This is a genomic window from Aestuariivirga sp., from assembly GCF_047600585.1.
Lineage (GTDB): Bacteria > Pseudomonadota > Alphaproteobacteria > Rhizobiales > Aestuariivirgaceae > Aestuariivirga.
Genome location: NZ_JASGKP010000001.1, coordinates 3,656,507 through 3,678,658, shown reverse-complemented (window position 1 = coordinate 3,678,658; position 22,152 = coordinate 3,656,507). Strand labels below are relative to the sequence as shown.

The window sequence follows — 22,152 nt, the reverse complement described above, 5'->3', positions numbered from 1 at the left end:
AAGGCGCTGACACGGCTCCTGTGACAAAAGTCTGCTTTTCCTGTTGCACTGCAAAAGCTAGCCTTCCCGCCATGACCAGCCCCAGCTTCCGCCCCCGCCGCAGCGTGCTCTACATGCCGGGCGGCAATGCCCGCGCCCTTGAAAAGGCGAAGACCCTTGCCGTCGATGCAGTGATCCTCGACCTTGAGGATTCGGTGGCGCCCGACGCCAAGGCCGAGGCCCGCGCCACGGCCTGTGCGGCCGTCACGGCCGGAGGCTATGGCGGCCGCGAGGTGGTGCTGCGGGTGAATGGCCTCGACACCCCCTGGGGCAAGGCCGACATGGCCGCAGCCGTGGCGGCCCGGCCCGACGCCATTCTGGTGCCCAAGGTCTCGAGTGCCAGCGACGTGGCCCATGCGGCGAGCCTCGCCCATGGCATTCCCCTCTGGGTGATGATCGAGACACCGCTCTCCATCCTCAACGCCCGCGACATTGCCGCCGCCGCCCAGTCCTCCACCATGGTCTGCTTCGTCCTCGGCACCAACGACCTCGTCAAGGACACCCGCATGCGGACGGGGAAAGAGCGGCTGGCCCTTCTCCCTGCCCTGTCGCAGGCGGTGCTCGCCGCCCGCGCCTTCGGCCTCGACTGCATCGACGGCGTCTACAACGACTTCAGGGACGAGGCGGGCTTTGCGGCGGAATGCGAACAGGGCGTGCTGCTCGGCATGGATGGAAAGACCCTCATTCATCCCGCGCAGGTTGAGGCCTGCAACCGCATCTTCTCGCCGTCCGACGCCGAGATTGCAGCGGCACGGAAGGTGATTGCGGCATTTGCCTTACCGGAGAACGGCAGCAAGGGTGTGATCACCGTCGACGGACGCATGGTGGAGCGCCTCCATCTCGCCATGGCGGAACGCACGGATGCCATCGCAAGGGCCATGACCGCATGAGCAGCAAGACCAACCCCGGCAACTTCTTCGAAGACTTCCAGATCGGACAGGTGCTGCGCCACGCCACGCCACGCACGGTGACCACAGGCGACGTCGCGCTCTACACCGCGCTCTACGGCTCGCGCTTCGCCGTGCAGTCGGCCGACAGCTTTGCCAAGTCGGTGGGCTACAGCAGCGCCCCCGTCGATGATCTCCTCATCTTCCACATCATCTTCGGCAAGTCGGTGCCGGATGTCTCGCTCAATGCGGTTGCCAATCTCGGTTACGCCGAGTGCCGCTTCCTCCGCCCGGTGTTTCCCGGCGAGTCACTCTATGCCATCAGCGAGGTGATCGGCCGCAAGGAAAACTCCAACGGCAAGACGGGTGTCGTCTATGTCCGCACCCGCGGCTTCAATCAGGACGATGCGGAGGTGCTGAACTTCGTGCGCTGGGTGATGGTGCGGAAGCGCGATGAAACCTCGCCGGCGCCCGAACCCGTTGTGCCGGAGCTTGCCGCAAGCGTGCCGGTGACCGCGCTCGGGCTTGCCGCACCGCTCATCCCCACGCAGTTCTGGAACCGCCATCTCTCCGGCTCGCCGCACCGCTTCGATGATTATGGTGTCGGTGAAAAGATCGACCACGCCGACGGCATGACGGTGGAGGAGGCCGAGCACCAGCTTGCGACACGGCTGTACCAGAACACCGCCAAGGTCCACTTCAACCAGCACGCGGAATCCGCCGGCCGCTTCGGCCGCCGCCTGATCTATGGCGGGCATGTGATGTCGATTGCCCGTGCGCTGTCCTTCAACGGTCTCGGCAATGCCTTCCACATCGCCGCCATCAACGGCGGACGTCACGTGGCGCCGCTCTTCGCTGGCGGCACCGTCTATGCCTGGTCGGAGATTCTCGAAGCCTCGGTGCTGCCGCAGCGCGCCGATGTGGGCGCACTCCGCATCCGCACCCGCGCAACGTGCGATCTTCCGTGTACGGAGTTTCCCGTGGCGGACGGCGCACCGGGCCAGCCCGGTGTCATCCTCGATCTCGACTACTGGGCGCTGATTCCGATCTAAATATACTCGGCATCCATCAGCCAGAGCAGGATCGATGCGCTGATGGCGGCAAGCCCGGTGCCGAGCGCCACCGCGCCCGAGACGGCAGGCACGCTCTCCTCGTTGCGCTGGGCGAAGAGGAAGGCATTCGCGCCCGTGGGCATGGAGGCGAAGAGAACCGCCACCTTGATCCACAGCGGCGGCAGCGTCACCGCGTGGCGGGCAAGCAGGAACACCGCAACCGGCATCAGCACCATCTTGATCGCGAGCAACGCGAACATGCCGCTCCACGATCCCTTCAGCGAATAGCCGGCGAGCGATATGCCGAGCGCCACCAGCGCCGTGGGCACGCTCGCATCCGCCAGCATGTCGAGCATCCGCGTGGCGATGGGGTGAAGGCCAAGCCCGAGGAAATGCCAGAGGCCACCCGCGAGAAGGCCGAGGATGATGGCGTTGGTGGCCAGCATCCAGCCCAGTTCGCGGCCCGTCTTCACGATGGAGAAATTGCCGCTGTGCCGCCCGATCTCGCGGTGAAGCGTGGCTGCCGTCCACAGGATCGGCGCATGAATCGATAGGATGAGGCCGAGCGGCACGGCGATCTGCTGGCCGAAATGGGCCAGCGCCAATGGCGTGCCGAGCAGCGCCAGATTGCCGAAGCCCGCCGCCATGGAGGCTGCCGCACCGCCGCTGGGCGAGAGAGCGGGAATGACCCGCGAGACAAGTGCTGCCGCGATCCAGGCGAGCGCGAGGCCACCGAAGAAGGCGATCCACAGGCTCCAGGGCGCGGCTTCCGCCGCCGACATGGTGGCGACCGTCTGGAACAGGAAGGCCGGAATGGCGAGATTGAAGACGAAGAGCGAGATGCCGCGGCCCGCCACCTGATCGATGATGCGCGCCTTGGCCAGCGCATATCCGATGAGGATCATGCCGAAGACCGGAAGCACCGTCGTCAGGATGGCATTCATCCGTGCTGCGGTCTCCGCGGCCTCAGGCGCTCGCCGTCATCGCAGCTCACAGCCAGGAGTGGCTCGCCGCCGCCTTCTTCTCGTAGGCGTCGATGCTCGACACCTTCTCGAGGGTGAGGCCGATGTCATCGAGGCCGTTGAGCAGGCAGTGCTTGCGGTGGGCGTCGATGTTGAACTTGACCACGCCGCCATCTGGGCCCCGGATCTCCTGCTTCGGCAGGTCGATGGTGAGCGTCGCGTTGCTGCCGCGCTCGGCGTCGTCCATCAGCTTCTTCAGGTCGTCAGGCGAGACGACGATGGGCAGGATGCCGTTCTTGAAGCAGTTGTTGTAGAAGATGTCGGCGAAGCTGGTGGAGATCACGCAGCGGATGCCGAAGTCGAGGAGCGCCCAGGGCGCGTGCTCGCGCGACGAGCCGCAACCGAAGTTGTCGCCCGCCACCAGCACCTCGGCCTTGCGGTAGGCCGGCTTGTTGAGCACGAAGTCCGGCAGTTCCTTGCCGTCCTGGGTGTAGCGCATCTCGAAGAACAGCGACTTGCCGAGGCCGGTGCGCTTGATCGTCTTGAGGAACTGCTTGGGGATGATCATGTCGGTGTCGATGTTGACGATGTTGAGCGGAGCGGCAACACCGGTGAGCACGTCGAATTTCTGCATGAGCTTTGTCCTTACGAAGCGAGATTGACAGCGGCACCCTCGTCGGCGCCGATCATGAGGTTGAGATTCTGCACGGCGGCACCCGAGGCGCCCTTGCCGAGATTGTCGTAGATCGCCATCAGCACCACGTGGCCGCGGGCGTCGTTGCCGAAGACATGAAGGCGCATGGCATTGGTGTTGTTGAGCACCTGCGGATCGATGTGCGGGCCCTTCTCGGCGCCATCGAGTGGCGCCACCGTGACGAAGCGCGCGCCCTCGAACCAGCGCGCAATCGTCTCGTGGATCGCCTTCACCGTGGTGCCGGCCTTGAGCTGCGAGAGATGAAGGGGCAGCGTCGTCAGCATGCCCTGCGCATAGTTGCTGACCACGGGCTGGAACAGCACGTCGTGGGCCACACCCGTGTAGTGCTTCATCTCCGGCAGGTGCTTGTGATTGAAGCCGAGCGCATAGGGCGCATGGCGCGAGGCCACGTCACCCTTCGCCTCGTACTCCTCGATCATCTTCTTGCCGCCGCCCGTGTAGCCGGAGACGCCGCCGTAGGAGAGCGGTGTCCCGCGGTCGAGCAGGCCTGCCGCGATGAGCGGCTTCACCAGCGCGATCAACCCCTGCGGCCAGCAACCCGGATTGGCGACACGGCTGGCACTGGCGATGCGTGAGCGCTGCTCGCGGTCCATCTCCGGGAAGCCATAGGCCCAGGCGGGATTGACGCGGAAAGCGGTCGAGGCATCGATCACCCGCGTGCGCGAGGCCGTGTCGATGAGCGAGACCGCTTCCACCGCCGCCTCGTCGGGCAGGCAGAGGATCGCCACATCGGCGGAATTGAGAAGCTCACGGCGGGCGGAGGCATCCTTGCGGCGCTCCGGCGCAATCGACAGCAGCTCGAGATCCGTGCGGCCCTTCAGCCGGTCACGGATCTGCAGGCCGGTGGTGCCGGCCTCGCCATCGATGAAAATGGTGGGTTTTGCGCTCATGCTGCGGGGCTCTTAAAAGCAAAGCCACCGCGTTTCAACGGCATTCACGGAAGAGGGGGCCATTCCCCGGAATGGCAGCCAGACCCGGAAAGCGAAGCAGAGATTATTCGCAGACGGTGGTGGTGCAGCCGGGACGGTATTCGTCCATGGCCTGGACGGTGGTGAAGGCTGCCATGGCGCCCGCCATGAGGGTCAGCATCACAAGTCCGATCAATACGCGACGAAGAAATTTGGCGTCCGCCGATACAGTGGTATTCAAGATAGTTCCCCTAATTACACGTGCCGGCACCCCGCTGCCGAATCGACGTTTATCGCCCGTCGGTGTCTTTACCGTAAAGACACCATTAGGCAAGCATTAACGTGCCGTCACTGAATGGGACATGAACGGACAACATATTCCGCAAGTTCCCGGAGTTCCGGACAAGATTCCGGCGTTGTCCGGAGCGGCCGTTCAGGAGAATCACCCGCGCGGCGTGCGGTCACGCGGGCCCCGTCAGCCCAGACTGCGGACGTCCACGAAGCGCCCGGCGAGGGCGGCGGCAGCAGCCATCTGCGGGCTCACCAGGTGGGTGCGCCCCTTGTAGCCCTGGCGGCCCTCGAAGTTGCGGTTCGAGGTGGAGGCGCAGCGCTGGCCCGGCTTGAGCTGGTCCGGGTTCATGCCGAGGCACATGGAGCAGCCCGGCTCGCGCCATTCGAAACCGGCCGCCTTGAAGATCCTGTCGAGGCCCTCGGCTTCCGCCTGTTCCTTCACGAGGCCGGAGCCTGGAACGATCATGGCATAGGCGAGGTTGCCGGCGATGCGCTTGCCTTCGACGATCTTGGCGACGTTGCGCAGGTCCTCGATGCGGCCGTTGGTGCACGAACCGATCCAGACGACGTCGAGGGGAACCTCGGTCATCTTCTGTCCGGGCTTCAGGCCCATGTATTCGAGCGCGCGCCACTTGGACTGGCGCTTGCCTTCATCGGCGATGGCATCCGGGTTGGGGATCGCGGCGGTGATCGCCATCACGTCCTCGGGGCTCGTGCCCCACGAGACGATGGGCGGCAGGTTGGCGCCGTCGAGGGTCACCACGCGGTCGAAATGCGCGCCGTCATCGGTGCGGAGCGAGTCCCAATAGCGCATGGCCTTGTCCCATTCGGCACCCTTCGGCGCGCGGGGGCGGTCCTTGAGATAGGCGAAGGCCTTCTCGTCAGGCGCGATCATGCCGGCGCGGGCGCCGCCTTCGATGGTCATGTTGCAGACCGTCATGCGGCCTTCCATGGAGAGGTCGCGGATCGCCTCGCCGGTGAACTCGATCACCGAGCCGGTGCCGCCCGCCGTGCCGATTTCGCCGATGATGGCGAGGATGATGTCCTTGGCGGTGGAGTGCTTCGGCAGCTTGCCGGTCACGTCCACCTTCATGTTCTTGGCCTTTTTCTGGATCAGCGTCTGGGTGGCGAGCACGTGCTCCACCTCCGAGGTGCCGATGCCGTGGGCCAGCGCCCCGAAGGCACCATGGGTCGAGGTGTGGCTGTCGCCGCAGACGATGGTCGTGCCCGGCAGGGTGAAGCCCTGCTCGGGGCCCACCACGTGGACGATGCCCTGGCGCTTGTCGCGCTCGTGGAAGTAGTCGATGCCGAAGTCCTTGGCGTTCTGGGCGAGGGTTTCGACCTGGATGCGGCTTTCCTCTTCGGCGATGCCCTTGGTGCGGTCGGTCGTCGGCACGTTGTGGTCGACGACAGCGAGCGTCTTCTCGGGGTGGCGCACCTTGCGGCCGGTCATGCGCAGGCCCTCGAAGGCCTGCGGGCTCGTCACTTCATGGACGAGGTGGCGGTCGATGTAGAGGAGGCAGGTTCCGTCGTCGGCCTGGTGGACGACGTGGTCGTCCCAGAATCTTGTCATAAAGGGTGCGGGCCTTGCTCATCGGAGATCCTGTCGTGTTGCATCCGCCACTGGAGATGGCCGGAAAATCTGGCCGCTATGTAGCGCTTTGGGGGCCGGAGTCAAAGCCCCCGGTTGTCCCCGCCTCGCGACCCCCGGCCCCCCGGAACGCATGGCTCGGGCAGGCGGCGGGAGGCAGATGAGCGGCGGGCGTCACAGGGGAAAGCTCCGGTTCTGGCTGATGAACAGATTTGCCCGCTCCCGGGCCAGCCGCACCTCGCGGCGCATCCGCTGCAGTTCCCGGATTTCCTCTTGGGTAAGGCTCCGGAAGGCCGGATCGTCCTCCGCTCTGGTCTTGAATTTGAGACTGACCACCAGCCAGTCGAAGATGGAAAAAGTCATGATGAGTCCTCGCCTCCGGCACAGCTTCACGAGGCCATGCCGGGCAAAAGGGGGCGGACGGCGCGCAATGGTGAAGGCGCGCGCAGAAGCCCGTTGCAGATGAATTCAGTGATGGAAGGAAAGGCGCCTCAGGCGCGTCATACGCAAAATCCGCTCAAGGCCCACCGGCCTGAACGGGCCGGGGATCAGCGTCGCGTAAAGAATTTCTCCATGATCTGATCTCCCGTGGTTGTGGCGTGGAGCGCTTTCACTACAGAAGATTCGCGTGAAGCAGAACAGGGTGCGGAAAAAATCCCCACCCTGTTGCACGATGGTCACGGACAATTTGTATGGATAGGCTTCAGCCGAAGGCTTTCTGCATCACATCCGCCATGCGCCTCGCGAAGGAGGCAGGGTCCGCCACCGGCTCGCCCTCCAGCACCTGCGCCTGGTCGAGCAGGAGATGGGCTGCATCCTGAACGGAGTCCGGACCCTTCTTTGCAACCAGCTTGGCGAGCGCCTTCACGAGACCATGCCCGGCATTCACCTCGAGCACGGGGGCACTCAGGCTCACGCCCGAATCCTTCTGGCGGGCGAGCAGGCGTTCGAGCGTGCGGTCCATCAGACCATCTGCAACGAGACACACCGCGCTGTCGGTCAAACGCTTCGAGACGCGCACGTCGCTCACCTTGTCGCCGAGCGCGAGCCGCACCGCCGCGACAAGCGTCAGGATCGCGGCACTCGTTTCCGGTTCCTTTTCCTTCTCGTCGGCAGGCTTGATCTTGTCGAGATCGGCAACACCCTGCGTCACCGACTTGAAGGGCTTGCCATCGAAGCCCAGCGCAGTCCGCACCCAGAAGGAATCGACGGGATCGGTGAGCAGCAGCACCTCGATGCCGCGCGCCTTGTAGCCTTCGAGCTGCGGCGAAGCCGCAGCCTTGGCGGCATCTTCGGCTGTGAGATAGTAGATCGCCGTCTGGTTTTCCTTGAGCCCCGCCACATAGTCACGCAGCGTCACGTTCTCGCCCTTGGTCGAACGGAAGCGCGCGATTTCGAAGAGCTGGTCGCGCCGCTCCATGTCCTCGTAGAGGCCTTCCTTGATGACGGGCGCAAAGGTCTCCCAGATCTTCGCGAAATTCGCGGCATCTGTTTCAGCGCACTTCTTCAGTTCCGAGAGCACGCGGTTCGTCACCGCCTTGCGGATCGCTGCCACGTCGGGATTGTTCTGCAGCATCTCGCGCGAGAGGTTGAGCGGCATGTCGGCGGAATCGATGACGCCGCGCACGAAGCGCAGGTAGGGCGGCAGCAGGTGCGCGTCGTCGGCGATGAAGACGCGCCGCACATAGAGCCGCTGTTTGCCCTTGCGCTCGGGATCATAGAGATCGAAGGGCTTCTCGCCCGGCACGTAGAGAAGAACGTTGTATTCCTGCCGTCCCTCGGCGCGGTAGTGGATGGTGAGCGCTGGCGGGCCCGCAGTATGCGCAAGGCTGTCGAAGAATTCCTTGTGCTGCTCCGGCGTCACATCCGCCTTGCTGCGCATCCAGATGGCGCTGCCCGAATTGATCTGGCGCGGCTCACCCTCGCCCGCAAGACGGATCGGATGCACGATGTGGTCGGAGTAGTTTCGCACCACGCTCTCGATCTTCCATGGCTCGAGATAGTCGAGGGCATCTTCCTTGAGGTGGAGAACGATGCGCGTGCCCCGGGCCACGGACTCGCCCTTCGGCACGGCATCGACGGTGTAGGTGCCGAGACCGTCGGAGCGCCAGACATGCGCCTCCTTCGCGCCTGCGGGCCGCGAGAAGACCTCGACCTTGTCGGCCACCATGAAGGCCGAATAGAAGCCGACGCCGAACTGGCCGATGAGTTCAGGCGCATCGGTGGCGCCGTACTCCTTGGCGCCCTTCATGAAGGCTTCGGTGCCGGATCGTGCGATGGTGCCGAGGTTGGAGGCGAGATCATCCGCCGACATGCCGATGCCGGTGTCGGTGAGGGTGATGGTCTTCTTCTCCGTGTCGGGCGTGATGGTGATGGAGAGGTCGGGCTCACCCTCCAGCAGTTCCGGTGAGGCGATGGCCTCGTAGCGCAGCTTGTCCAGCGCGTCGGAGGAATTGGAGATGAGTTCGCGCAGGAACACGTCCCGGTCGGAATAGACCGAGTGCACCATGAGCCTGAGGATTTTCGCGACCTCGGCCTGGAACGCCTGGGGTTCGCCCGTCTTTGCCTTGATCTTGCTGCGTGTCCTGGATGCCGTCGCCATCGGATGCCCCTTCCGTGACGTCCATATCGGCAGAGCCTGCGGAGGCGTCAAGGGGAGCGGTGGATAGTGCGTCCCCGCCACCTCAGCAAAAAAAAGCGGCCGCTGTGGGCCGCTTGCTAAGACTCAAGTACTCAACTCACAAAAAGAGTTGGGGGCCCGGCCGGATCTTACGCGGATCCCGGAGGGGCTGGGGGGCTGAAACCGGGGCTCCATCCAGCCGGGCTATCGAGGCAACGATTGTCTTATCAACTCTCACTTTGGCGCGGGCATGATGCAATTAGGGCGAAAAAGAGGATTTGCATTTTGCCTTGCCAAGCCGATCAAGGCACAGCACTATGACGGGCACGTGAAATCGGGAGATAACCCGTGGATCTGGAAGCAAGTGTCGAAGCTCGAACGCGGGAATCCGAGGAGGCGACAGTCCTTCGTTTTCCCGCCAAGCCCAGCCCGAAGCCGGTCGCCTTCGACAGGCACGAACTCACGGAAATCCTTAATCTTTACGGCCGCCACGTGGCCGAGGGCGAATGGCGCGACTACGCCATGGAGTTCAGCCGGGACGCCGCCAGCTTCTCGATTTTCCGGAGAAGCTCCGAACAGCCTCTCTACCGCATCGTCAAGACCCCGGCGCTCGCCCGCAAGCAGGGCATGTATGCCGTGGTGGCCCAGGGCGGCCTCATCCTGAAACGCGGCCATGAGCTCGCCCAGGTGCTGCGCGTGCTGGTGAAGAAACCGAAGCTCGCGACCTGACCCCACAGCATCGAGCGCGTGGACTTCCCTCCGCGCTTCTCCCAACAAAAAACCCCGGTGTCGCCACCGGGGTTTCGGTTGAAGCCGTCTCTTGTCTCTAGTTGCGGTTGCCCATCAGGCGGAGCAGCGAGAGGAAGAGGTTGATGAAGTCGAGGTAGAGGCTGAGCGCGCCCATGATGGCCTTCTGGCCCATCACCAGGGTGCTGTCGCTCTCCAGGTACATCTCCTTGATCTTCTGGGTGTCGTAGGCGGTGAGGCCGGTGAACACCAGGACGCCGATCGCCGAGAGCACGAAGCTCATGGCACTGCTCTGCAGGAAGATGTTGACGATGCCGGCGATGATCAGGCCGATCAGGCCCATGAACAGGAACGTGCCGAAACCGGTGAGGTCACGCTTGGTGGTGTAGCCGTAGAGGCTCACGGCACCGAAGGTGGCCGCGGTCACGAGGAAGACCTGCGTCAGGCTTTGCGCGGTATAGATCAGGCCGAGCGAGCCGAGGCTCACGCCCATCAGCGCGGCATAGCCCCAGAAGGCGAGCTGGGCTGCACCGAGGCTCAGGCGCTGGATGCCGAACGAAAGCAGCATCACCAGCACGAGGGGGGCGAAGATCACCGCCCACTTGAGCGGGCTCACGAAGATCATGGTGCCGAAGGGCGTCAGCTGCCCCGCTGCATCCACCGCCGCATGATAGGTGCCATAGGCGGCAAGACCCGTCATCGCGAGACCGGCGCCCATGTAGTTGTAAACACGCAGCATGTAGGAGCGCAGACCCTGGTCTACGGCAGCCTCGGTGCGGGCTTGTGATGGATAGCGAAGTTCAGCCATGTTTCCCTCCAGAAATTGTGCCCATCATATGGGAACGCCGATTGTGGCGGTCAAGTTACCGGGTTGTAAGGTTAGCGCGAAAGCTGTGACAGCCCGGCTTAGGTCTCAAGTCTTTGCAATCTCGTCCATTTTCTTCGCCAGCGCAATATCGAGCTGGGTCAGGCCCTGGGCCGAGTGGGTGGTGAGCGTCACCTCCACCCGGCCGTAGACGTTGCTCCACTCCGGGTGGTGGTCCATCTTCTCGGCCACCAGGGCGGCCTCCGTCATGAAGGCAAAGGCGGAGCGGAAGTTCTTGAATCTGAAGCTTTTGGTGATGGCATCGCGGCCCGGCACGTCGTGCCAGTCGTCCAGCTCCTGCACCGCCTTGATGCGGGCTGCTCCCTGCAGGCGTTCACTCATACATAGGCCTCCATGGGGCTGCGCAGGGCATAGGATTCCTCGATGCCGTAGGGGCCGCCGCCCTTCAGCGGCCGTGACGAGAAGAGCACGAAGCGTTTCACCTTGAAGGTGGCGCTGCGGTAGAGGCTGTGGACCTCGATCCAGCGCTGCAGGGCCCGGGGCTCCGGGTCCTTGAGGCGGGCGAGGGTCACGTGCGGCACGAAGCGGCGCGGTTCCGCCGGTAGGCCGAGGATCTGGCAGAGCCGCTCATGCAGGTCATGCAGCCGTTTCAGCTCGGCATTGTCCTCCACCCCGGCATAGATCGAGTGGGGCTTGTTGCCGCCGAAGAGGCCCACCCCCTTGAGTGTGAGCAGGAAGGGCTGGACCTGGATGCTGTCGAGGCCATGGGCGATCTCCCGGGCAAGCCCGGTGTCGATATCGCCGATGAAGCGCAGGGTGAGGTGATATTGCGAGGGATCCATCCAGCGTGCACCCGGCACGCCCCCTTGCATGATCTGCAGGTCCAGTGCCACGTCGTCTGGCACGTCGAGTCCGGTGAAGAGGCGCGGCATGGTTCCCTCCGTCTCTTTCTGAAAACGAAGGCTAGCGCGATTCGGTGCCAAGCCAAGTTATTTTTTTGCCATGGCAATAAGGGCTTCCACCTGGGGCATCATGCGGGCGACGATCACGTCGACGCCCGCCGCGGTAGGATGCATGCCGTCCTGCTGGTTCAGCTTGGGGTCGGCCGCCACGCCATCGAGGAAGAAGGGATAGAGAAGCACCCCCTCCTGCCCTGCAAACTGCGCATAGATCGCCTCGAAATTTTTTCCGTAGTCGGGCCCGAGGTTGGGCGGCGAACGCATGCCTGCGACGAGCACGGGCAGTTTCTTTGCCTGCAGCTTGCCCACGATCTCCTTGAGCGCCGCCCCGGCCTGCGCCGGATCGAGGCCGCGGAGCGCGTCATTGGCGCCCAGTTCCACGATCACCGCCTTCACGTCGTCGGTGAGCGACCAGTCGAGGCGGGCCGCCCCCTGCACCGCCGTATCGCCGGAAACCCCGGCATTGATCACCTTCACGTCAAGGCCCTTGGCCTTGAGCGCCTGTTCCAGCTTCGCCGGGAAGGCCTCGTTCTGCTCGAGGCCGAGGCCTGCCGTCAGGCTGTCGCCCAGCGCCAGGATGGTGAGCGGTTCTCCCGCAGCGCGGGCGGGCGTGGCCGCCAGGGCCAGAACAAGCGGCAGTGCGGCGAGAAACGAGCGGCGAAACATCGGCATGGGCATGGCGAACCATGTGGGGCGAATCACCGTAACCTGCAAGTCCTGCTCGCAATTTCGCAGCGCACAACCTATCTCCCGTTTTTCTCCGGACCGGACCTGCTGATGACCACTCCCCAATCCCCCGTGCTTGCCCTCCGCGATGTTCACCTCACCCTCTCCTCCCGGGCGGGCGAGGTCCACATCCTGCACGGCGTCAACCTCGCCGTGGGGCCGGGCGAGGCGGTGGGGATCGTCGGCCCCTCGGGCTCGGGCAAGACCTCGCTTCTCATGGTGATGTCGGGGCTGGAGCCCGCCACCAGCGGCACGGTGACGCTTGCGGGCGAATCACTGTCAGGCAAATCGGAAGAAGAGCTCGCCCGCATCCGCCGCGAGACGGTGGGCATCGTCTTCCAGTCCTTTCATCTCATCCCCACGCTCACCGCGATCGAGAACGTGGCGATCCCCATGGAGTTCCGCGGACTGAGCGATGCCACGGCGCGCGCCACCGAGGCGCTGAAGCGCGTCGGCCTTTCGCACCGCCTCGATCACTATCCGGGCCAGCTCTCGGGCGGTGAACAGCAGCGCGTGGCGATTGCGCGCGCGCTCGCCGCGGGCGCCAAGGTGCTGCTCGCCGACGAGCCCACCGGCAACCTCGACCAGGACACCGGCAACGCCATCATCGATCTCCTCTTCGACCTGAAGACACGCGAGGGCGCGACACTTCTCCTCGTCACCCACGACCGCAGCCTTGCCGCCCGCTGCGGCCGCATCATCGAGGTGCGCGACGGCAAGGTGAGCGAAGGCGCATGATCGCTCCCCTCCTCTGGCTTCGCTATGCGGCGAAGAACCTGCGCTCCGGCCTCAAGGGCTTCTGGATCTATCTCTCCTGCCTGACGCTGGGCGTGGCGGCGATTGCCATCGTCGGCAGTCTTGTCGCTGCGGTCGACCGCGGCCTCACCGAGCAGGGGCAGCCGCTGCTGGGCGGCGATGTGGAGTTCTCGCTCATTCATCGCGAGGCCAATGCGAACGAGCAGGGCTTCATGGCGTCCAAGGGCACGCTCAGCCGCATCGCCACGCTGCGCGGCATGGCCATGGGCAAGGAGCAATCGACGCTGGTCGAGATCAAGGCGGTGGACAAGGCCTATCCGCTCTATGGGACGCTCGGTCTCGAACCCGGCGGAGAATCCGATCCGCTGGCGGTGAAGAACGGGGTTTATGGCATCGCTGCCGATCCTCTGCTGCTGGGCCGTCTCGGCCTCAAGCTGGGTGACGACATCAAGATCGGCAGCAGCAATTTCCGCCTCGCCGCGGTGATTGCCAACGAGCCTGACCGCATCTCCGACGGCTTCGTGCTCGGCCCACGCGTGCTGATGAGTCATGAGGCCTTGCAGACGACGGGCCTCATCCAGCCCGGCAGCCTCATCACCTGGCGCTATCGCGTCAAGCTTACGGGCGATACGTCACTTGCCGCAGCCAAGGCGGTGGTGAGTGATGCCGAGAAGAGTTATCCCGACGCCGGCTGGCGCGTGCGCGCCCGTGACAATGCCGCGCAAGGGGCGGAGCGCTTCGCCGAACGCCTCGGCTATTTCATGTCGCTCGTCGGCATCGCCGCACTGGTGATCGGTGGCGCGGGCATCGCCAATGCTGTTTCCGCCTTCATCACGCGGCAGACCTCCTCCATCGCCACGCTGAAATGCATCGGCATCTCCAACCGCAACGTGACGGGCCTGTTCCTCACCGAGATCATCCTCGTGGGATTGATCGGCATCGCCATCGCGCTTGGCATTGGTGCGGCCGCGCCCTTCGTGATGAAGGCACTGTTCGGTGACGTGCTGCCCCTGCCGCTGGCCACGAGCATTTCATGGCAGCCGCTTTTCTTCGCGGCGCTTCTCGGATTGCTCGTGACGCTTGCAGCGGCGAGCCTGCCGCTCGCCCGCATTGGCCGCATCCAGGGTGCGGCCCTCTTCCGCTCGAGCGTGGTTGACACCGGTGGACGTCCCTCGCTCAAGGGCCTCGCCGTCACGGCGGCGCTGATGCTGACCACTGCGCTCGTCATCCTCGCCAATTTCCCGGACGTGCGCGTGACGGGCTATTATCTCCTCGGCCTCGTCGGTGCCTTCATCCTGCTGGCAGGTCTCGCCTGGCTCCTGATGCGGATCGTCGCCAGCCTGCCGCGCCCGCGCAACATCTACATCCGGCATGCTCTCCTCGCGCTGCACCGCCCCGGCGCATCGGCGGTGTCGGTCATCCTCGCGCTGGGTCTTGGCCTCACGTTGTTCGTCGCGCTTGCGCTCACAGACCGCACCATCTCCAAAGAGTTGCGATCGGGCCTCCCGCAGAAGGCTCCGTCCTTCTTCGTGCTCGACGTGCAGAACAGCGAACTCCCTGCCTTCCGCGAGATGGCGCTCAAGGAACCGGGCGTCACCGCCGTCAACAACGCGCCCATGCTGCGCGGCCGCATCACCGCGGTGAACGGCGTGCCGGCCGATCAGGTGAAGGTGGCGCCCGATGCCGCCTGGGCGCTGCGGGGCGACCGCGGCCTCACCTATTCCGAAACCGTGCCGGAAGGCTCGACGCTGGTGGCCGGCGACTGGTGGCCGAAGGACTATGATGGGAGCCCCCGCGTCTCCGTCGTCGACGACATCGCCAAGGGACTTGCTCTCAAGCTCGGCGACAGGATCACCGTCAACGTGCTCGGCCGCGAGATCACCGCCGAGGTCACGAGCTTCCGCCAGGTGAACTGGCGGAGCATGGGCATCAACTTCGTCATGGTCTTCTCGCCCAATACGCTGAAGGCCGCACCTCACAGCCACGTCGTCACGATCGAGATGTCGGGCGGTGACGAGGCCCGTTTCCTCAACGACATGGCCCGCGCCTTCCCCTCCGCCACGGCGGTGCGGGTGAAGGATGCGCTTGCCACGGTGAGTGACCTGCTCGCCCGCATGCTGGCGGCCGTGCGCGGCGCCAATGTGCTCACGCTTCTCACCGGCGTGCTGGTGCTCTCGGGCGCGCTGGCCGCAAGCCTTGCCGCCCGCAGCTACGAGGCGGTGGTGCTCAAGACCTATGGCGCGACGCGCCGGCAGCTGCTCCTCGCCTTTATGCTGGAGTACGGGCTCCTCGGACTGGTGGCCGCCCTCTTCGGCATGATCGTGGGCTCGCTGGGGGCGTGGTATCTCTCCTCCTTCATCCTCGAGCTCGGCTTTGCCTTCTCCTGGCCCATCGCCGTTGCAACCGCCCTCCTTGCCATGGTGCTCACCGTGGGCGCTGGATTGGCCGTGACGGCGCGGGCCCTCTCGGTGAAGCCATCGGCGCATTTGCGCAACGAGTGACGAGCGGCTAACAGGTCCCCATCATGGTTGTTCTGAACAAGATCTACACACGCACCGGCGACGCGGGCGAGACCGCCCTCGGCTCGGGCGAGCGCGTCTCCAAGGCCAATCTCCGCATCGCCGCCTATGGCACCGTGGACGAGGCCAACTCCACCCTCGGCATCGTGCGTCTGCATACGGCCGCTCCCGAGCTGGCCCGCCTCGATGCGGTGCTGCTTCGCATCCAGAACGAGCTCTTCGATCTCGGCGCCGATCTGTGCGTGCCCGACCGCGGCGAACCCCTTCCCTATGAACCGCTGCGCATGACCGCCCAGCAGGCAACGCGTCTGGAAGAGGAGATCGACACGCTCAACGCCGATCTCGACCCGCTCCGCTCTTTCGTGCTGCCGGGCGGACATCCGGCTGCGGCCTATCTCCATCTCGCCCGCACCATCGCCCGGCGCGCCGAGCGCCAGATCGTGGCGCTCAAGGCGCAGGGTGGCGAGCATGTGAACGAACACGCCGTCACCTACATCAACCGCCTCTCCGACTTCCTCTTCGTTGCCAGCCGCTGGGTGAACGCCAAGTCGGGTGCGGGCGACATTCTCTGGGTGCCCGGAAAAACCCGTTCATGATCTCGGCCCTCGTGGCCGGGCTGCTGCTCGGCGGAAGCCTGATCGTGGCGATCGGGGCGCAGAACGCCTTTGTCATCCGGCAGGGTGCGGTCGGCCATCACATCTTTTGGATCTGCCTCTTCTGTGCCGCAAGTGATGCGGCCCTGATCTGGGCCGGTGTCTATGGGCTCGGCGCCGTCATTGCCGCGGTGCCCGCCTTCATCACCGTCATGACCTGGGGCGGTGCGGCCTTCCTCGCGTGGTACGGCATCGTGGCCCTGCGCCGCGCCCTCAATCCCGTGGCCATGGGGGTGGACGGCGGCGAGGCCAAGAGCCTCGCAGCCGCACTCGCAACCTGTGCCGCCTTCACCTGGCTCAACCCGCACGTCTATCTCGACACAGTGATCCTGGTGGGCTCGATCGCCAATGCGCGGCCTCCCGGCGAGCAGGTGCCCTTCGCGGCGGGTGCGTCGCTCGCCTCGCTGGCCTGGTTCTTCGTCATCGGCTACGGCGCCCGGGCGCTTGGCCCCTGGCTCGCCTCACCCAAGGTCTGGCGGGTGATCGATGGCGTGATCGCCCTGATCATGTTCGCACTCGCCCTCAAGCTCGTCACCTGAGGCGCATCAACCACTGGCCTCAGCCCTGCGGCAGGAACACTTGTCTTGCCCGGACACTGGGGCTAACGCTGGCTGATGCTGGTGCCCCTCAAAGACGACAACCCGTTGCAGGTGATCCGCTTTCAGGGCGTGGTGGCCGGGATCGTCGCCGCCAACATCATCATCTTTCTCGTCACGGGTGCGGTCGCCAAGCCGGAGTTCTCCTCCGCCATCGCCGCGTCGTGGGGCGTGGTGCCGGTCGAACTCTTCAGCCCCGCCATGCATGTGCCGCTCTCGCTCGAGCCGGTGCCGGAGCCGGTCACCCTGATCACCTACATGTTCCTGCACGGCGGCTGGCTGCACCTTCTCTTCAACATGGCCTTCCTCTGGGTCTTTGCCGACAACATCGAGGATGCCTTCGGGCACCTGGGCTTCCTGATCTTCTATCTGCTCTGCGGCATCTCGGCGGGGCTGATCCATGCCATCATGCTGCCGACGAGCCAGCTGCCGGTGATCGGCGCCTCGGGCGCGGTCTCAGGGGTGCTCGGCGCCTATGTGCTGCTCTTCCCGCGGGCACGGCTCTGGGTCTTCTTCTACCTGCCTATTCCCTTCCGCATTCCGGCGATCATCGTGCTCGGACTGTGGTTCCTGCTGCAGATCCTCGGCGTCTTCACGCCCGTCGTGGAGGGTCAGATGGTGGCCTGGTGGGCCCACATCGGCGGCTTCCTCACAGGGCTGCTGCTGACCATGGTGCTGCGCTCGCGCCTGCTGGTGCGGACATGAAGGCGGGGATCGCCACCTCGCTCCGCTGAACCTCCGGCTGCGGCACGCAGGCCTCGTCGTCCGAGAGCATGGCATCGCGGAGATCGGCAAGCACATCCTCGGCATCGATCGCCGTCTTGGCGAGGAGATGGACGTGGATCTCGTCGATCCCGAGCCGCGCCACATGGGCCGCCTCGCTGCTCATCAGCACGCCGTCCCAGAATTGCGTGAAGCGCCCGACCGCCATGGCGATCCGCATCTTTCCCTTGCGCCTCACCGCCACGTAGATGGCGCCCGGCAGCGGCGGACAGCAGTCCGGCTCATAGACGGAGTGGATGTATTTCCGTCCCGAGGCCCCGTGCCAGTACCAGAAGCGGTCCTGCAGACCGGGGTCGGACGGAAGTTCGGCAGAGATGGGTGAACCGTGAATCAGCATGAGAACAAAAGTAGAACATTCGAACGGTTCCGTCAAGAGGTCCGTCCGGTCTGGCGTTACCCGCAGACGGCGAAGCCGCAGCTGAGGCAGGTGGTGCAGCCTTCCCGCGCCGTCATGTCGAAGCTGCCGCAGGAGGGGCACGACTTGTCCTCCTCCGTGCGGGCGGAGAGGATCGAGCCCGTCACCGCATTGGGCCGGAATGTGGTGCAGCCCTTGAGGCCGAGACGGTAGGCCTCCTCATAAACGCTTCGGAAATCCGCAAACGGCAGGTCCTCCGGCACGTTGATGGTCTTGGAGATCGAACTGTCCACGTGCGCCTGGGCCGCCGCCTGCATGGCGAGGTGTTCGGCCGGTGTCAGGTCATTGGCGGTGACGAGGGCTGCGGGCCGCGGCGCTTCACCCTTTGTTTCACGCCACAGCCGCCAGGCATGGTCTTCCATGCGGATCGTGCGGTGCGAGCCGTCGGCCTCGAGGATGCGCCGGTCATAGGAGAGCGAGAAGATCGGCTCCACCCCGCTCGAGACATTGCCGGCAATGAGCGAGATCGTGCCCGTAGGCGCAATGGAGGTGAGGAGCCCGTTCCGCAATCCCTTCCGCGCAATGAGATCGCGTTGGGCGGGCGAGAGCGAACGGCCGTACGGTGTTGCGAGATAGGCCTCCTTGTCGAAGAGCGGGAAGGCGCCCTTCTCCTCGGCGAGTGCCGCACTCGCTTCCACGGCCGCATCCTTGATCGCCTTCATCCACGTGCCGGTGGCGCCAACCGCATCAGGCGCACCATAGCGGAGGCCGCACATGAAGAGCGCATCCGCGAGGCCGGTGACGCCGAGGCCCAGCCGCCGCTTGTTGAGCGCTTCGGCCCGCTGTTGCGGCAGCGGATAGTTCGAGACATCGACGACATTGTCGAGGAAGCGGATGGCCGTCTGCACCGCTGCCTTCAGCTTGTCGAGATCGAGGTGCGCATTCGCACCGAAGGCGCCTTCCACGAAGCGCGTGAGATTGAGCGAGCCCAGGAGGCATGCGCCATAGGGCGGCAGCGGCTGCTCGCCGCACGGATTGGTGCAGGAGATCGTCTCGCAATAGGCGAGCGGATTGAGGCGGTTGATGCGGTCAATGAAGATCACGCCGGGCTCGGCCACGTCATAGGTGGCGCGCATGATCCGGTCCCACAGGCCGCGGGCCTTCAGTGTACGGACGGTTTCGCCGGCGAAGACGAGCGGCCAGTCCGCATCGTCCGCAACAGCCTTCATGAAGGCATCGGTCACCAGCACCGAGAGATTGAAGTTGCGCAGGCGGCGCGGATCGCGCTTCGCCTCGATGAAGTCTTCGATGTCGGGATGGTCGCAGCGGAGCGTGCCCATCATGGCGCCGCGCCGCGCGCCCGCCGACATGATGGTGCGGCACATGGCATCCCACACATCCATGAAGGAGAGCGGCCCCGAGGCATCCGCCCCCACACCACGGACGATCGCGCCCTTGGGCCGCAGCGTCGAAAAGTCGTGGCCGATGCCGCCGCCCTGCTGCAGGGTCTGCGCCGCCTGCTTCAATCCGTCGAAAATGCCGGGAATGGAATCGCTGATCTCGCCCATCACGAAGCAGTTGAAGAGCGTCACTTCGCGGGCGCTGCCGGCCCCCGCCAGGATGCGGCCTGCGGGAAGGAAGGCGAAGTCGTTCATCCGGGCGAGGAAGCGGCTCTCCCAAGCATCGCGCACGGCCCCGGGCTCCGCCGCCGCCACGGCCTTCGCCACCCGGGCAAAGCTGTCGGCAATGCGGGTCTCGCCCTCATGGCGGTACTTCAGTGACCAGATGTCGGCGGCCACGTCATGATCTGGCAGGCGCTGCAGCATGATCCACAATGTATGGTGCCGTGGCGGCCGAGTCCAGAAAATGTTCTAGTTTTGTTTCCTTGCCTCCGCCACCAGCGCCCGGGTGGAGGTTTCGATCTTCTGTTCCAGTTCCGCCTGGAACTGCTTCCGCGGCAGGCCGGGCGGAATGGGCGGCAGGAACTCGATGATGATGGTGCCGGGAAGCCGCAGGAACTTCCGCCTCGGCCAGAACACCCCGGCATTGAGGCCGAACGGCACGCAGGGCACGTCGAGCGCGCCATAGAGGGCCGCCGCCCCCGGCTTGTAGTCGGGCGGATCATCGGGCGCCTTGCGCGTGCCCTCGGGCATGATCACCACCTGGCGGCCCCGCGCCACTTCTTCTTTCGCCCGCGCAACGAGCTTCTTCAGCGCCGCCGTGCCCGCCGAACGCTCGACCGAAATCATCCGGAACTTGAGCGCGAACCAGCCGAAGAGCGGGATCAATGTCAGCTCGCGCTTCAGCACCATGCAGGGGTCAGGCAGCAACGGCAGGATGGCGAAGGTCTCCCAGAAGGATTGATGCTTGCCTGCGATGAGGGCGCCCCCCGCTGGAAGATGTTCCGCGCCCCGCACCTCCATCTTCGTTCCCGCGATCACCCGCAGCAGCCACACCGAAGTCTTTGCCCAGAGCTGCAGGCCCCGGATCGCCCAGATGCGCGGACAGACGAAGAGCCACGATCCCAGCACCAGGAAGAGCACGAGGTTCACATAGAAGACGACATTGAAGACAAGTGACCGGACCGCGGTCATGGCAGGGTTCTCAGCATCCTGAGCAGTGTAATGCGCGAGGTGACGAGCGCAAGCAAGGTGGCGACGATGGGCACCGCGAGCAGCGCCACAGGCACCACCCACACCCGCGCCCCCGGCAGGTAGAAGAGCGAGCGCGTGGCGGAGGCGAGGCCGTCGGCCTGCGGCAGCCCGGCATTGCCGAGAATGAAGAAGCTGAGGAGCGCCAGCAGCACCCCAAGCCCGCCTGCCCACAGCCCCGTGGCAAGGAAGCGCCGGTTGATGGCCCGCGCGATATAGGCATCCTCGGCACCCACGAGATGCAGCACGTCCACCGTCTGGCGGTTGGCATCGAGCACGGCGCGGGTGGCGAAGATCACCATGGCCACCGCCGAGCCGCTGATCAGGAGAAGGATCAGGACCGACAATGCGGTGAGCGTGCCCGCCATGCGCGTGAGTTCGTCTTCCCAGCGGCGGTGGGTGTCGAGGCTTACCCCCGGCGAGAGCGCCGTCAGGTCGGCGGCGAGGGTTTCGAAATCGGGCGGCTTCACCGGATCGACGCCCACACGGATGATGCGCGGCACCGGCAGCGCATCGAGGCCTTCCGAGCCCAGCCATGGTTCCAGCAATTTCTCCGCCGCCTTGCGGCCGATGTCTTCGGCCCCGGTCACGCCGGGCGTCTGCTTGAGGAGCGAGATCACCGCGCTCACGTCGGCGTCGATGTCGCGGGCCTCGATCTCGCGCACCTGCACGGTCACCTCCTGGGAGAGGCCGCGGGCCCAGTTGTCGACCGCCCGGTCGATGAGGATGAGCGCGCCGATCGCCAGGCAGGCGAGGTAGCACATCACCGCCATGGTGGCGGTCATGGTGCGGAGGCTGGCCGCCTCCTTCGGGATCACCGGACCTGGTCTGCGCTCGGCCATGTCAGAGCGTCCTCAGGGTGCCGTCCTGCAGGTGCAGCACGGGGGCGCGCACCTGCTTGAACAGGCCCTGGTCATGGGTGGCAAGAAGAACGGTGGTGCCCAGCCGGTTCAGCTCGGCGAAGAGATGGATGAGGCGGCGCGCCAGCACCGGATCGACGTTGCCGGTGGGCTCGTCGGCCAGTAGCAGCTCGGGCTTGGCGATGACGGCCCGCGCGATGGCGGCGCGCTGCTTCTCGCCGCCCGAAAGCACCGGCGGATAGGCGTAAGCCTGCTTCTTGAGGCCCACCCAGTCGAGCAGGTCCATGACGTCGCGGGAATAGTCCGACGGCCCCTGCCCCTGCACCCGCAAGGGCAGCGCCACATTGTCGAAGGTGGTGAGATGGTCGAGCAGGCGGAACTCCTGGAAGACCACGCCCACCCGGCGGCGGACGGGCGGCAGGGCAGGCCGCGGCAGACGGGTCACGTCCTGTCCGAAGAGATGGATGCGCCCCGCCGTGGGCCTAAGCGCCAGAAAGAGGAGACGGAGCAGCGTCGTCTTGCCCGCCCCCGAAGGCCCGGTGAGGAAGGCGAAGGCGCCCCGCTGCAGCCGGAAGCTGACCTCGCGCAGGATTTCCTGCCCGCGGCCATATCGGAAGCCTACGTTGTCCAACTCCAGCATGGGGTTCTTTTGCCAG

22 protein-coding genes and 1 pseudogene are annotated in these 22,152 nt (G+C 65.3%); 8 read left to right on the top strand and 15 right to left on the bottom strand.

What is annotated here, in order from left to right:
• Nucleotides 1-71: 71 nt before the first annotated feature.
• Together QM801_RS18105 and QM801_RS18100 are read left to right on the top strand one after the other, a co-directional pair.
• A complete protein-coding gene (locus QM801_RS18105; RefSeq protein ID WP_415020603.1) occupies nt 72-929 on the top strand; it encodes an HpcH/HpaI aldolase/citrate lyase family protein in 858 nt (285 codons plus the stop codon).
• On the top strand, nt 926-1,978 hold the full coding sequence (locus QM801_RS18100; protein WP_415020602.1) for a MaoC family dehydratase: 1,053 nt from the start codon (nt 926-928) through the stop codon (nt 1,976-1,978). The genes QM801_RS18105 and QM801_RS18100 overlap by 4 nt, the downstream gene beginning before the upstream one ends.
• Here the strand turns inward: QM801_RS18100 and QM801_RS18095 are convergent.
• The 6 genes and pseudogenes from QM801_RS18095 to htpG all read right to left on the bottom strand — a co-directional run bounded on the left by QM801_RS18095 (nt 1,975) and on the right by htpG (nt 9,047).
• Complete coding sequence (locus tag QM801_RS18095; RefSeq protein WP_415020601.1) at nt 1,975-2,922, bottom strand: AEC family transporter; 948 nt, start codon at nt 2,920-2,922, stop codon at nt 1,975-1,977. The two genes, QM801_RS18100 and QM801_RS18095, sit on opposite strands and share 4 nt — an antisense overlap.
• Before the next feature lie 46 nt (nt 2,923-2,968).
• Entirely contained in the window at nt 2,969-3,574 is a 606-nt protein-coding gene (gene leuD, locus QM801_RS18090) for a 3-isopropylmalate dehydratase small subunit (RefSeq protein ID WP_415020600.1), read from the bottom strand.
• A gap of 11 nt (nt 3,575-3,585) precedes the next feature.
• Nucleotides 3,586-4,545: an N-acetyl-gamma-glutamyl-phosphate reductase gene (gene argC / locus QM801_RS18085; protein ID WP_415020599.1), complete on the bottom strand. Its 960-nt coding sequence runs from the start codon at nt 4,543-4,545 to the stop codon at nt 3,586-3,588.
• A gap of 493 nt (nt 4,546-5,038) precedes the next feature.
• A pseudogene (gene leuC, locus QM801_RS18080) lies at nt 5,039-6,449 on the bottom strand (3-isopropylmalate dehydratase large subunit).
• Nucleotides 6,450-6,619: 170 nt separating this feature from the next.
• Entirely contained in the window at nt 6,620-6,808 is a 189-nt protein-coding gene (locus tag QM801_RS18075; RefSeq protein WP_415020598.1) for a hypothetical protein, read from the bottom strand.
• A gap of 340 nt (nt 6,809-7,148) precedes the next feature.
• On the bottom strand, nt 7,149-9,047 hold the full coding sequence (htpG, locus tag QM801_RS18070; protein ID WP_415020597.1) for a molecular chaperone HtpG: 1,899 nt from the start codon (nt 9,045-9,047) through the stop codon (nt 7,149-7,151).
• A 366-nt stretch (nt 9,048-9,413) separates the two neighbouring features.
• On the opposite strand from htpG, the gene QM801_RS18065 reads away from it, so the two are divergent.
• On the top strand, nt 9,414-9,794 hold the full coding sequence (locus QM801_RS18065; protein WP_415020596.1) for a DUF2794 domain-containing protein: 381 nt from the start codon (nt 9,414-9,416) through the stop codon (nt 9,792-9,794).
• Between the two features lie 97 nt (nt 9,795-9,891).
• On the opposite strand, the gene QM801_RS18060 is transcribed toward QM801_RS18065, so the two are convergent.
• The 4 genes from QM801_RS18060 to QM801_RS18045 form a co-directional block, all read right to left on the bottom strand.
• Complete coding sequence (locus QM801_RS18060; protein WP_415020595.1) at nt 9,892-10,620, bottom strand: Bax inhibitor-1/YccA family protein; 729 nt, start codon at nt 10,618-10,620, stop codon at nt 9,892-9,894.
• Between the two features lie 105 nt (nt 10,621-10,725).
• Nucleotides 10,726-11,019: a 4a-hydroxytetrahydrobiopterin dehydratase gene (locus tag QM801_RS18055; protein ID WP_415020594.1), complete on the bottom strand. Its 294-nt coding sequence runs from the start codon at nt 11,017-11,019 to the stop codon at nt 10,726-10,728.
• On the bottom strand, nt 11,016-11,570 hold the full coding sequence (gene thpR, locus QM801_RS18050; RefSeq protein WP_415020593.1) for an RNA 2',3'-cyclic phosphodiesterase: 555 nt from the start codon (nt 11,568-11,570) through the stop codon (nt 11,016-11,018). The genes QM801_RS18055 and thpR overlap by 4 nt, the downstream gene beginning before the upstream one ends.
• Nucleotides 11,571-11,627: 57 nt before the next feature.
• Nucleotides 11,628-12,263, bottom strand: coding sequence for an arylesterase (locus QM801_RS18045; protein ID WP_415020949.1), 636 nt, complete (start codon nt 12,261-12,263; stop codon nt 11,628-11,630).
• A 111-nt stretch (nt 12,264-12,374) separates the two neighbouring features.
• Here QM801_RS18045 and QM801_RS18040 point away from each other — a divergent pair, with 111 nt between their 5' ends.
• The 5 genes from QM801_RS18040 to QM801_RS18020 all read left to right on the top strand — a co-directional run bounded on the left by QM801_RS18040 (nt 12,375) and on the right by QM801_RS18020 (nt 17,552).
• On the top strand, nt 12,375-13,061 hold the full coding sequence (locus QM801_RS18040; RefSeq protein WP_415020592.1) for an ABC transporter ATP-binding protein: 687 nt from the start codon (nt 12,375-12,377) through the stop codon (nt 13,059-13,061).
• The gene (locus QM801_RS18035; protein ID WP_415020591.1) at nt 13,058-15,580 is read left to right on the top strand and encodes an ABC transporter permease; all 2,523 of its coding nucleotides are present in this window, start codon (nt 13,058-13,060) and stop codon (nt 15,578-15,580) included. The genes QM801_RS18040 and QM801_RS18035 overlap by 4 nt, the downstream gene beginning before the upstream one ends.
• Before the next feature lie 23 nt (nt 15,581-15,603).
• Nucleotides 15,604-16,194, top strand: coding sequence for a cob(I)yrinic acid a,c-diamide adenosyltransferase (locus QM801_RS18030; RefSeq protein ID WP_415020590.1), 591 nt, complete (start codon nt 15,604-15,606; stop codon nt 16,192-16,194).
• Nucleotides 16,191-16,790, top strand: a complete 600-nt coding sequence (locus QM801_RS18025) for a LysE/ArgO family amino acid transporter (RefSeq protein ID WP_415020589.1) — start codon at nt 16,191-16,193, stop codon at nt 16,788-16,790. The genes QM801_RS18030 and QM801_RS18025 overlap by 4 nt, the downstream gene beginning before the upstream one ends.
• Before the next feature lie 75 nt (nt 16,791-16,865).
• On the top strand, nt 16,866-17,552 hold the full coding sequence (locus QM801_RS18020) for a rhomboid family intramembrane serine protease (RefSeq protein WP_415020588.1): 687 nt from the start codon (nt 16,866-16,868) through the stop codon (nt 17,550-17,552).
• On the opposite strand, the gene QM801_RS18015 is transcribed toward QM801_RS18020, so the two are convergent.
• From QM801_RS18015 to ftsE, 5 genes are read right to left on the bottom strand one after another with little or no spacing between them, the layout of a single operon-like run.
• A complete protein-coding gene (locus tag QM801_RS18015; RefSeq protein ID WP_415020587.1) occupies nt 17,497-17,967 on the bottom strand; it encodes a hypothetical protein in 471 nt (156 codons plus the stop codon). The two genes, QM801_RS18020 and QM801_RS18015, sit on opposite strands and share 56 nt — an antisense overlap.
• 56 nt (nt 17,968-18,023) lie before the next feature.
• On the bottom strand, nt 18,024-19,811 hold the full coding sequence (locus QM801_RS18010) for an adenosylcobalamin-dependent ribonucleoside-diphosphate reductase (protein ID WP_415020586.1): 1,788 nt from the start codon (nt 19,809-19,811) through the stop codon (nt 18,024-18,026).
• A 45-nt stretch (nt 19,812-19,856) separates the two neighbouring features.
• Complete coding sequence (locus QM801_RS18005) at nt 19,857-20,579, bottom strand: lysophospholipid acyltransferase family protein (protein ID WP_415020585.1); 723 nt, start codon at nt 20,577-20,579, stop codon at nt 19,857-19,859.
• Nucleotides 20,576-21,478, bottom strand: a complete 903-nt coding sequence (locus QM801_RS18000; protein WP_415020584.1) for a cell division protein FtsX — start codon at nt 21,476-21,478, stop codon at nt 20,576-20,578. The genes QM801_RS18005 and QM801_RS18000 overlap by 4 nt, the downstream gene beginning before the upstream one ends.
• 1 nt (nt 21,479) lies before the next feature.
• A complete protein-coding gene (gene ftsE, locus QM801_RS17995; RefSeq protein WP_415020583.1) occupies nt 21,480-22,136 on the bottom strand; it encodes a cell division ATP-binding protein FtsE in 657 nt (218 codons plus the stop codon).
• Nucleotides 22,137-22,152: the final 16 nt, after the last annotated feature.

Bases quoted from the DNA above. Each gene is read 5' to 3' on its own strand.
- QM801_RS18105 (WP_415020603.1), top strand. From the start codon at position 72: ATGACCAGCCCCAGCTTCCGCCCCCGCCGCAGCGTGCTCTACATGCCG.
- QM801_RS18100 (WP_415020602.1), top strand. From the start codon at position 926: ATGAGCAGCAAGACCAACCCCGGCAACTTCTTCGAAGACTTCCAGATC.
- QM801_RS18095 (WP_415020601.1), bottom strand. From the start codon at position 2,922: ATGAATGCCATCCTGACGACGGTGCTTCCGGTCTTCGGCATGATCCTC.
- leuD (WP_415020600.1), bottom strand. From the start codon at position 3,574: ATGCAGAAATTCGACGTGCTCACCGGTGTTGCCGCTCCGCTCAACATC.
- argC (WP_415020599.1), bottom strand. From the start codon at position 4,545: ATGAGCGCAAAACCCACCATTTTCATCGATGGCGAGGCCGGCACCACC.
- QM801_RS18075 (WP_415020598.1), bottom strand. From the start codon at position 6,808: ATGACTTTTTCCATCTTCGACTGGCTGGTGGTCAGTCTCAAATTCAAG.
- htpG (WP_415020597.1), bottom strand. From the start codon at position 9,047: ATGGCGACGGCATCCAGGACACGCAGCAAGATCAAGGCAAAGACGGGC.
- QM801_RS18060 (WP_415020595.1), bottom strand. From the start codon at position 10,620: ATGGCTGAACTTCGCTATCCATCACAAGCCCGCACCGAGGCTGCCGTA.
- QM801_RS18055 (WP_415020594.1), bottom strand. From the start codon at position 11,019: ATGAGTGAACGCCTGCAGGGAGCAGCCCGCATCAAGGCGGTGCAGGAG.
- thpR (WP_415020593.1), bottom strand. From the start codon at position 11,570: ATGCCGCGCCTCTTCACCGGACTCGACGTGCCAGACGACGTGGCACTG.
- QM801_RS18045 (WP_415020949.1), bottom strand. From the start codon at position 12,263: ATGTTTCGCCGCTCGTTTCTCGCCGCACTGCCGCTTGTTCTGGCCCTG.
- QM801_RS18040 (WP_415020592.1), top strand. From the start codon at position 12,375: ATGACCACTCCCCAATCCCCCGTGCTTGCCCTCCGCGATGTTCACCTC.
- QM801_RS18035 (WP_415020591.1), top strand. From the start codon at position 13,058: ATGATCGCTCCCCTCCTCTGGCTTCGCTATGCGGCGAAGAACCTGCGC.
- QM801_RS18030 (WP_415020590.1), top strand. From the start codon at position 15,604: ATGGTTGTTCTGAACAAGATCTACACACGCACCGGCGACGCGGGCGAG.
- QM801_RS18025 (WP_415020589.1), top strand. From the start codon at position 16,191: ATGATCTCGGCCCTCGTGGCCGGGCTGCTGCTCGGCGGAAGCCTGATC.
- QM801_RS18020 (WP_415020588.1), top strand. From the start codon at position 16,866: ATGCTGGTGCCCCTCAAAGACGACAACCCGTTGCAGGTGATCCGCTTT.
- QM801_RS18015 (WP_415020587.1), bottom strand. From the start codon at position 17,967: ATGCTGATTCACGGTTCACCCATCTCTGCCGAACTTCCGTCCGACCCC.
- QM801_RS18010 (WP_415020586.1), bottom strand. From the start codon at position 19,811: ATGCTGCAGCGCCTGCCAGATCATGACGTGGCCGCCGACATCTGGTCA.
- QM801_RS18005 (WP_415020585.1), bottom strand. From the start codon at position 20,579: ATGACCGCGGTCCGGTCACTTGTCTTCAATGTCGTCTTCTATGTGAAC.
- QM801_RS18000 (WP_415020584.1), bottom strand. From the start codon at position 21,478: ATGGCCGAGCGCAGACCAGGTCCGGTGATCCCGAAGGAGGCGGCCAGC.
- ftsE (WP_415020583.1), bottom strand. From the start codon at position 22,136: ATGCTGGAGTTGGACAACGTAGGCTTCCGATATGGCCGCGGGCAGGAA.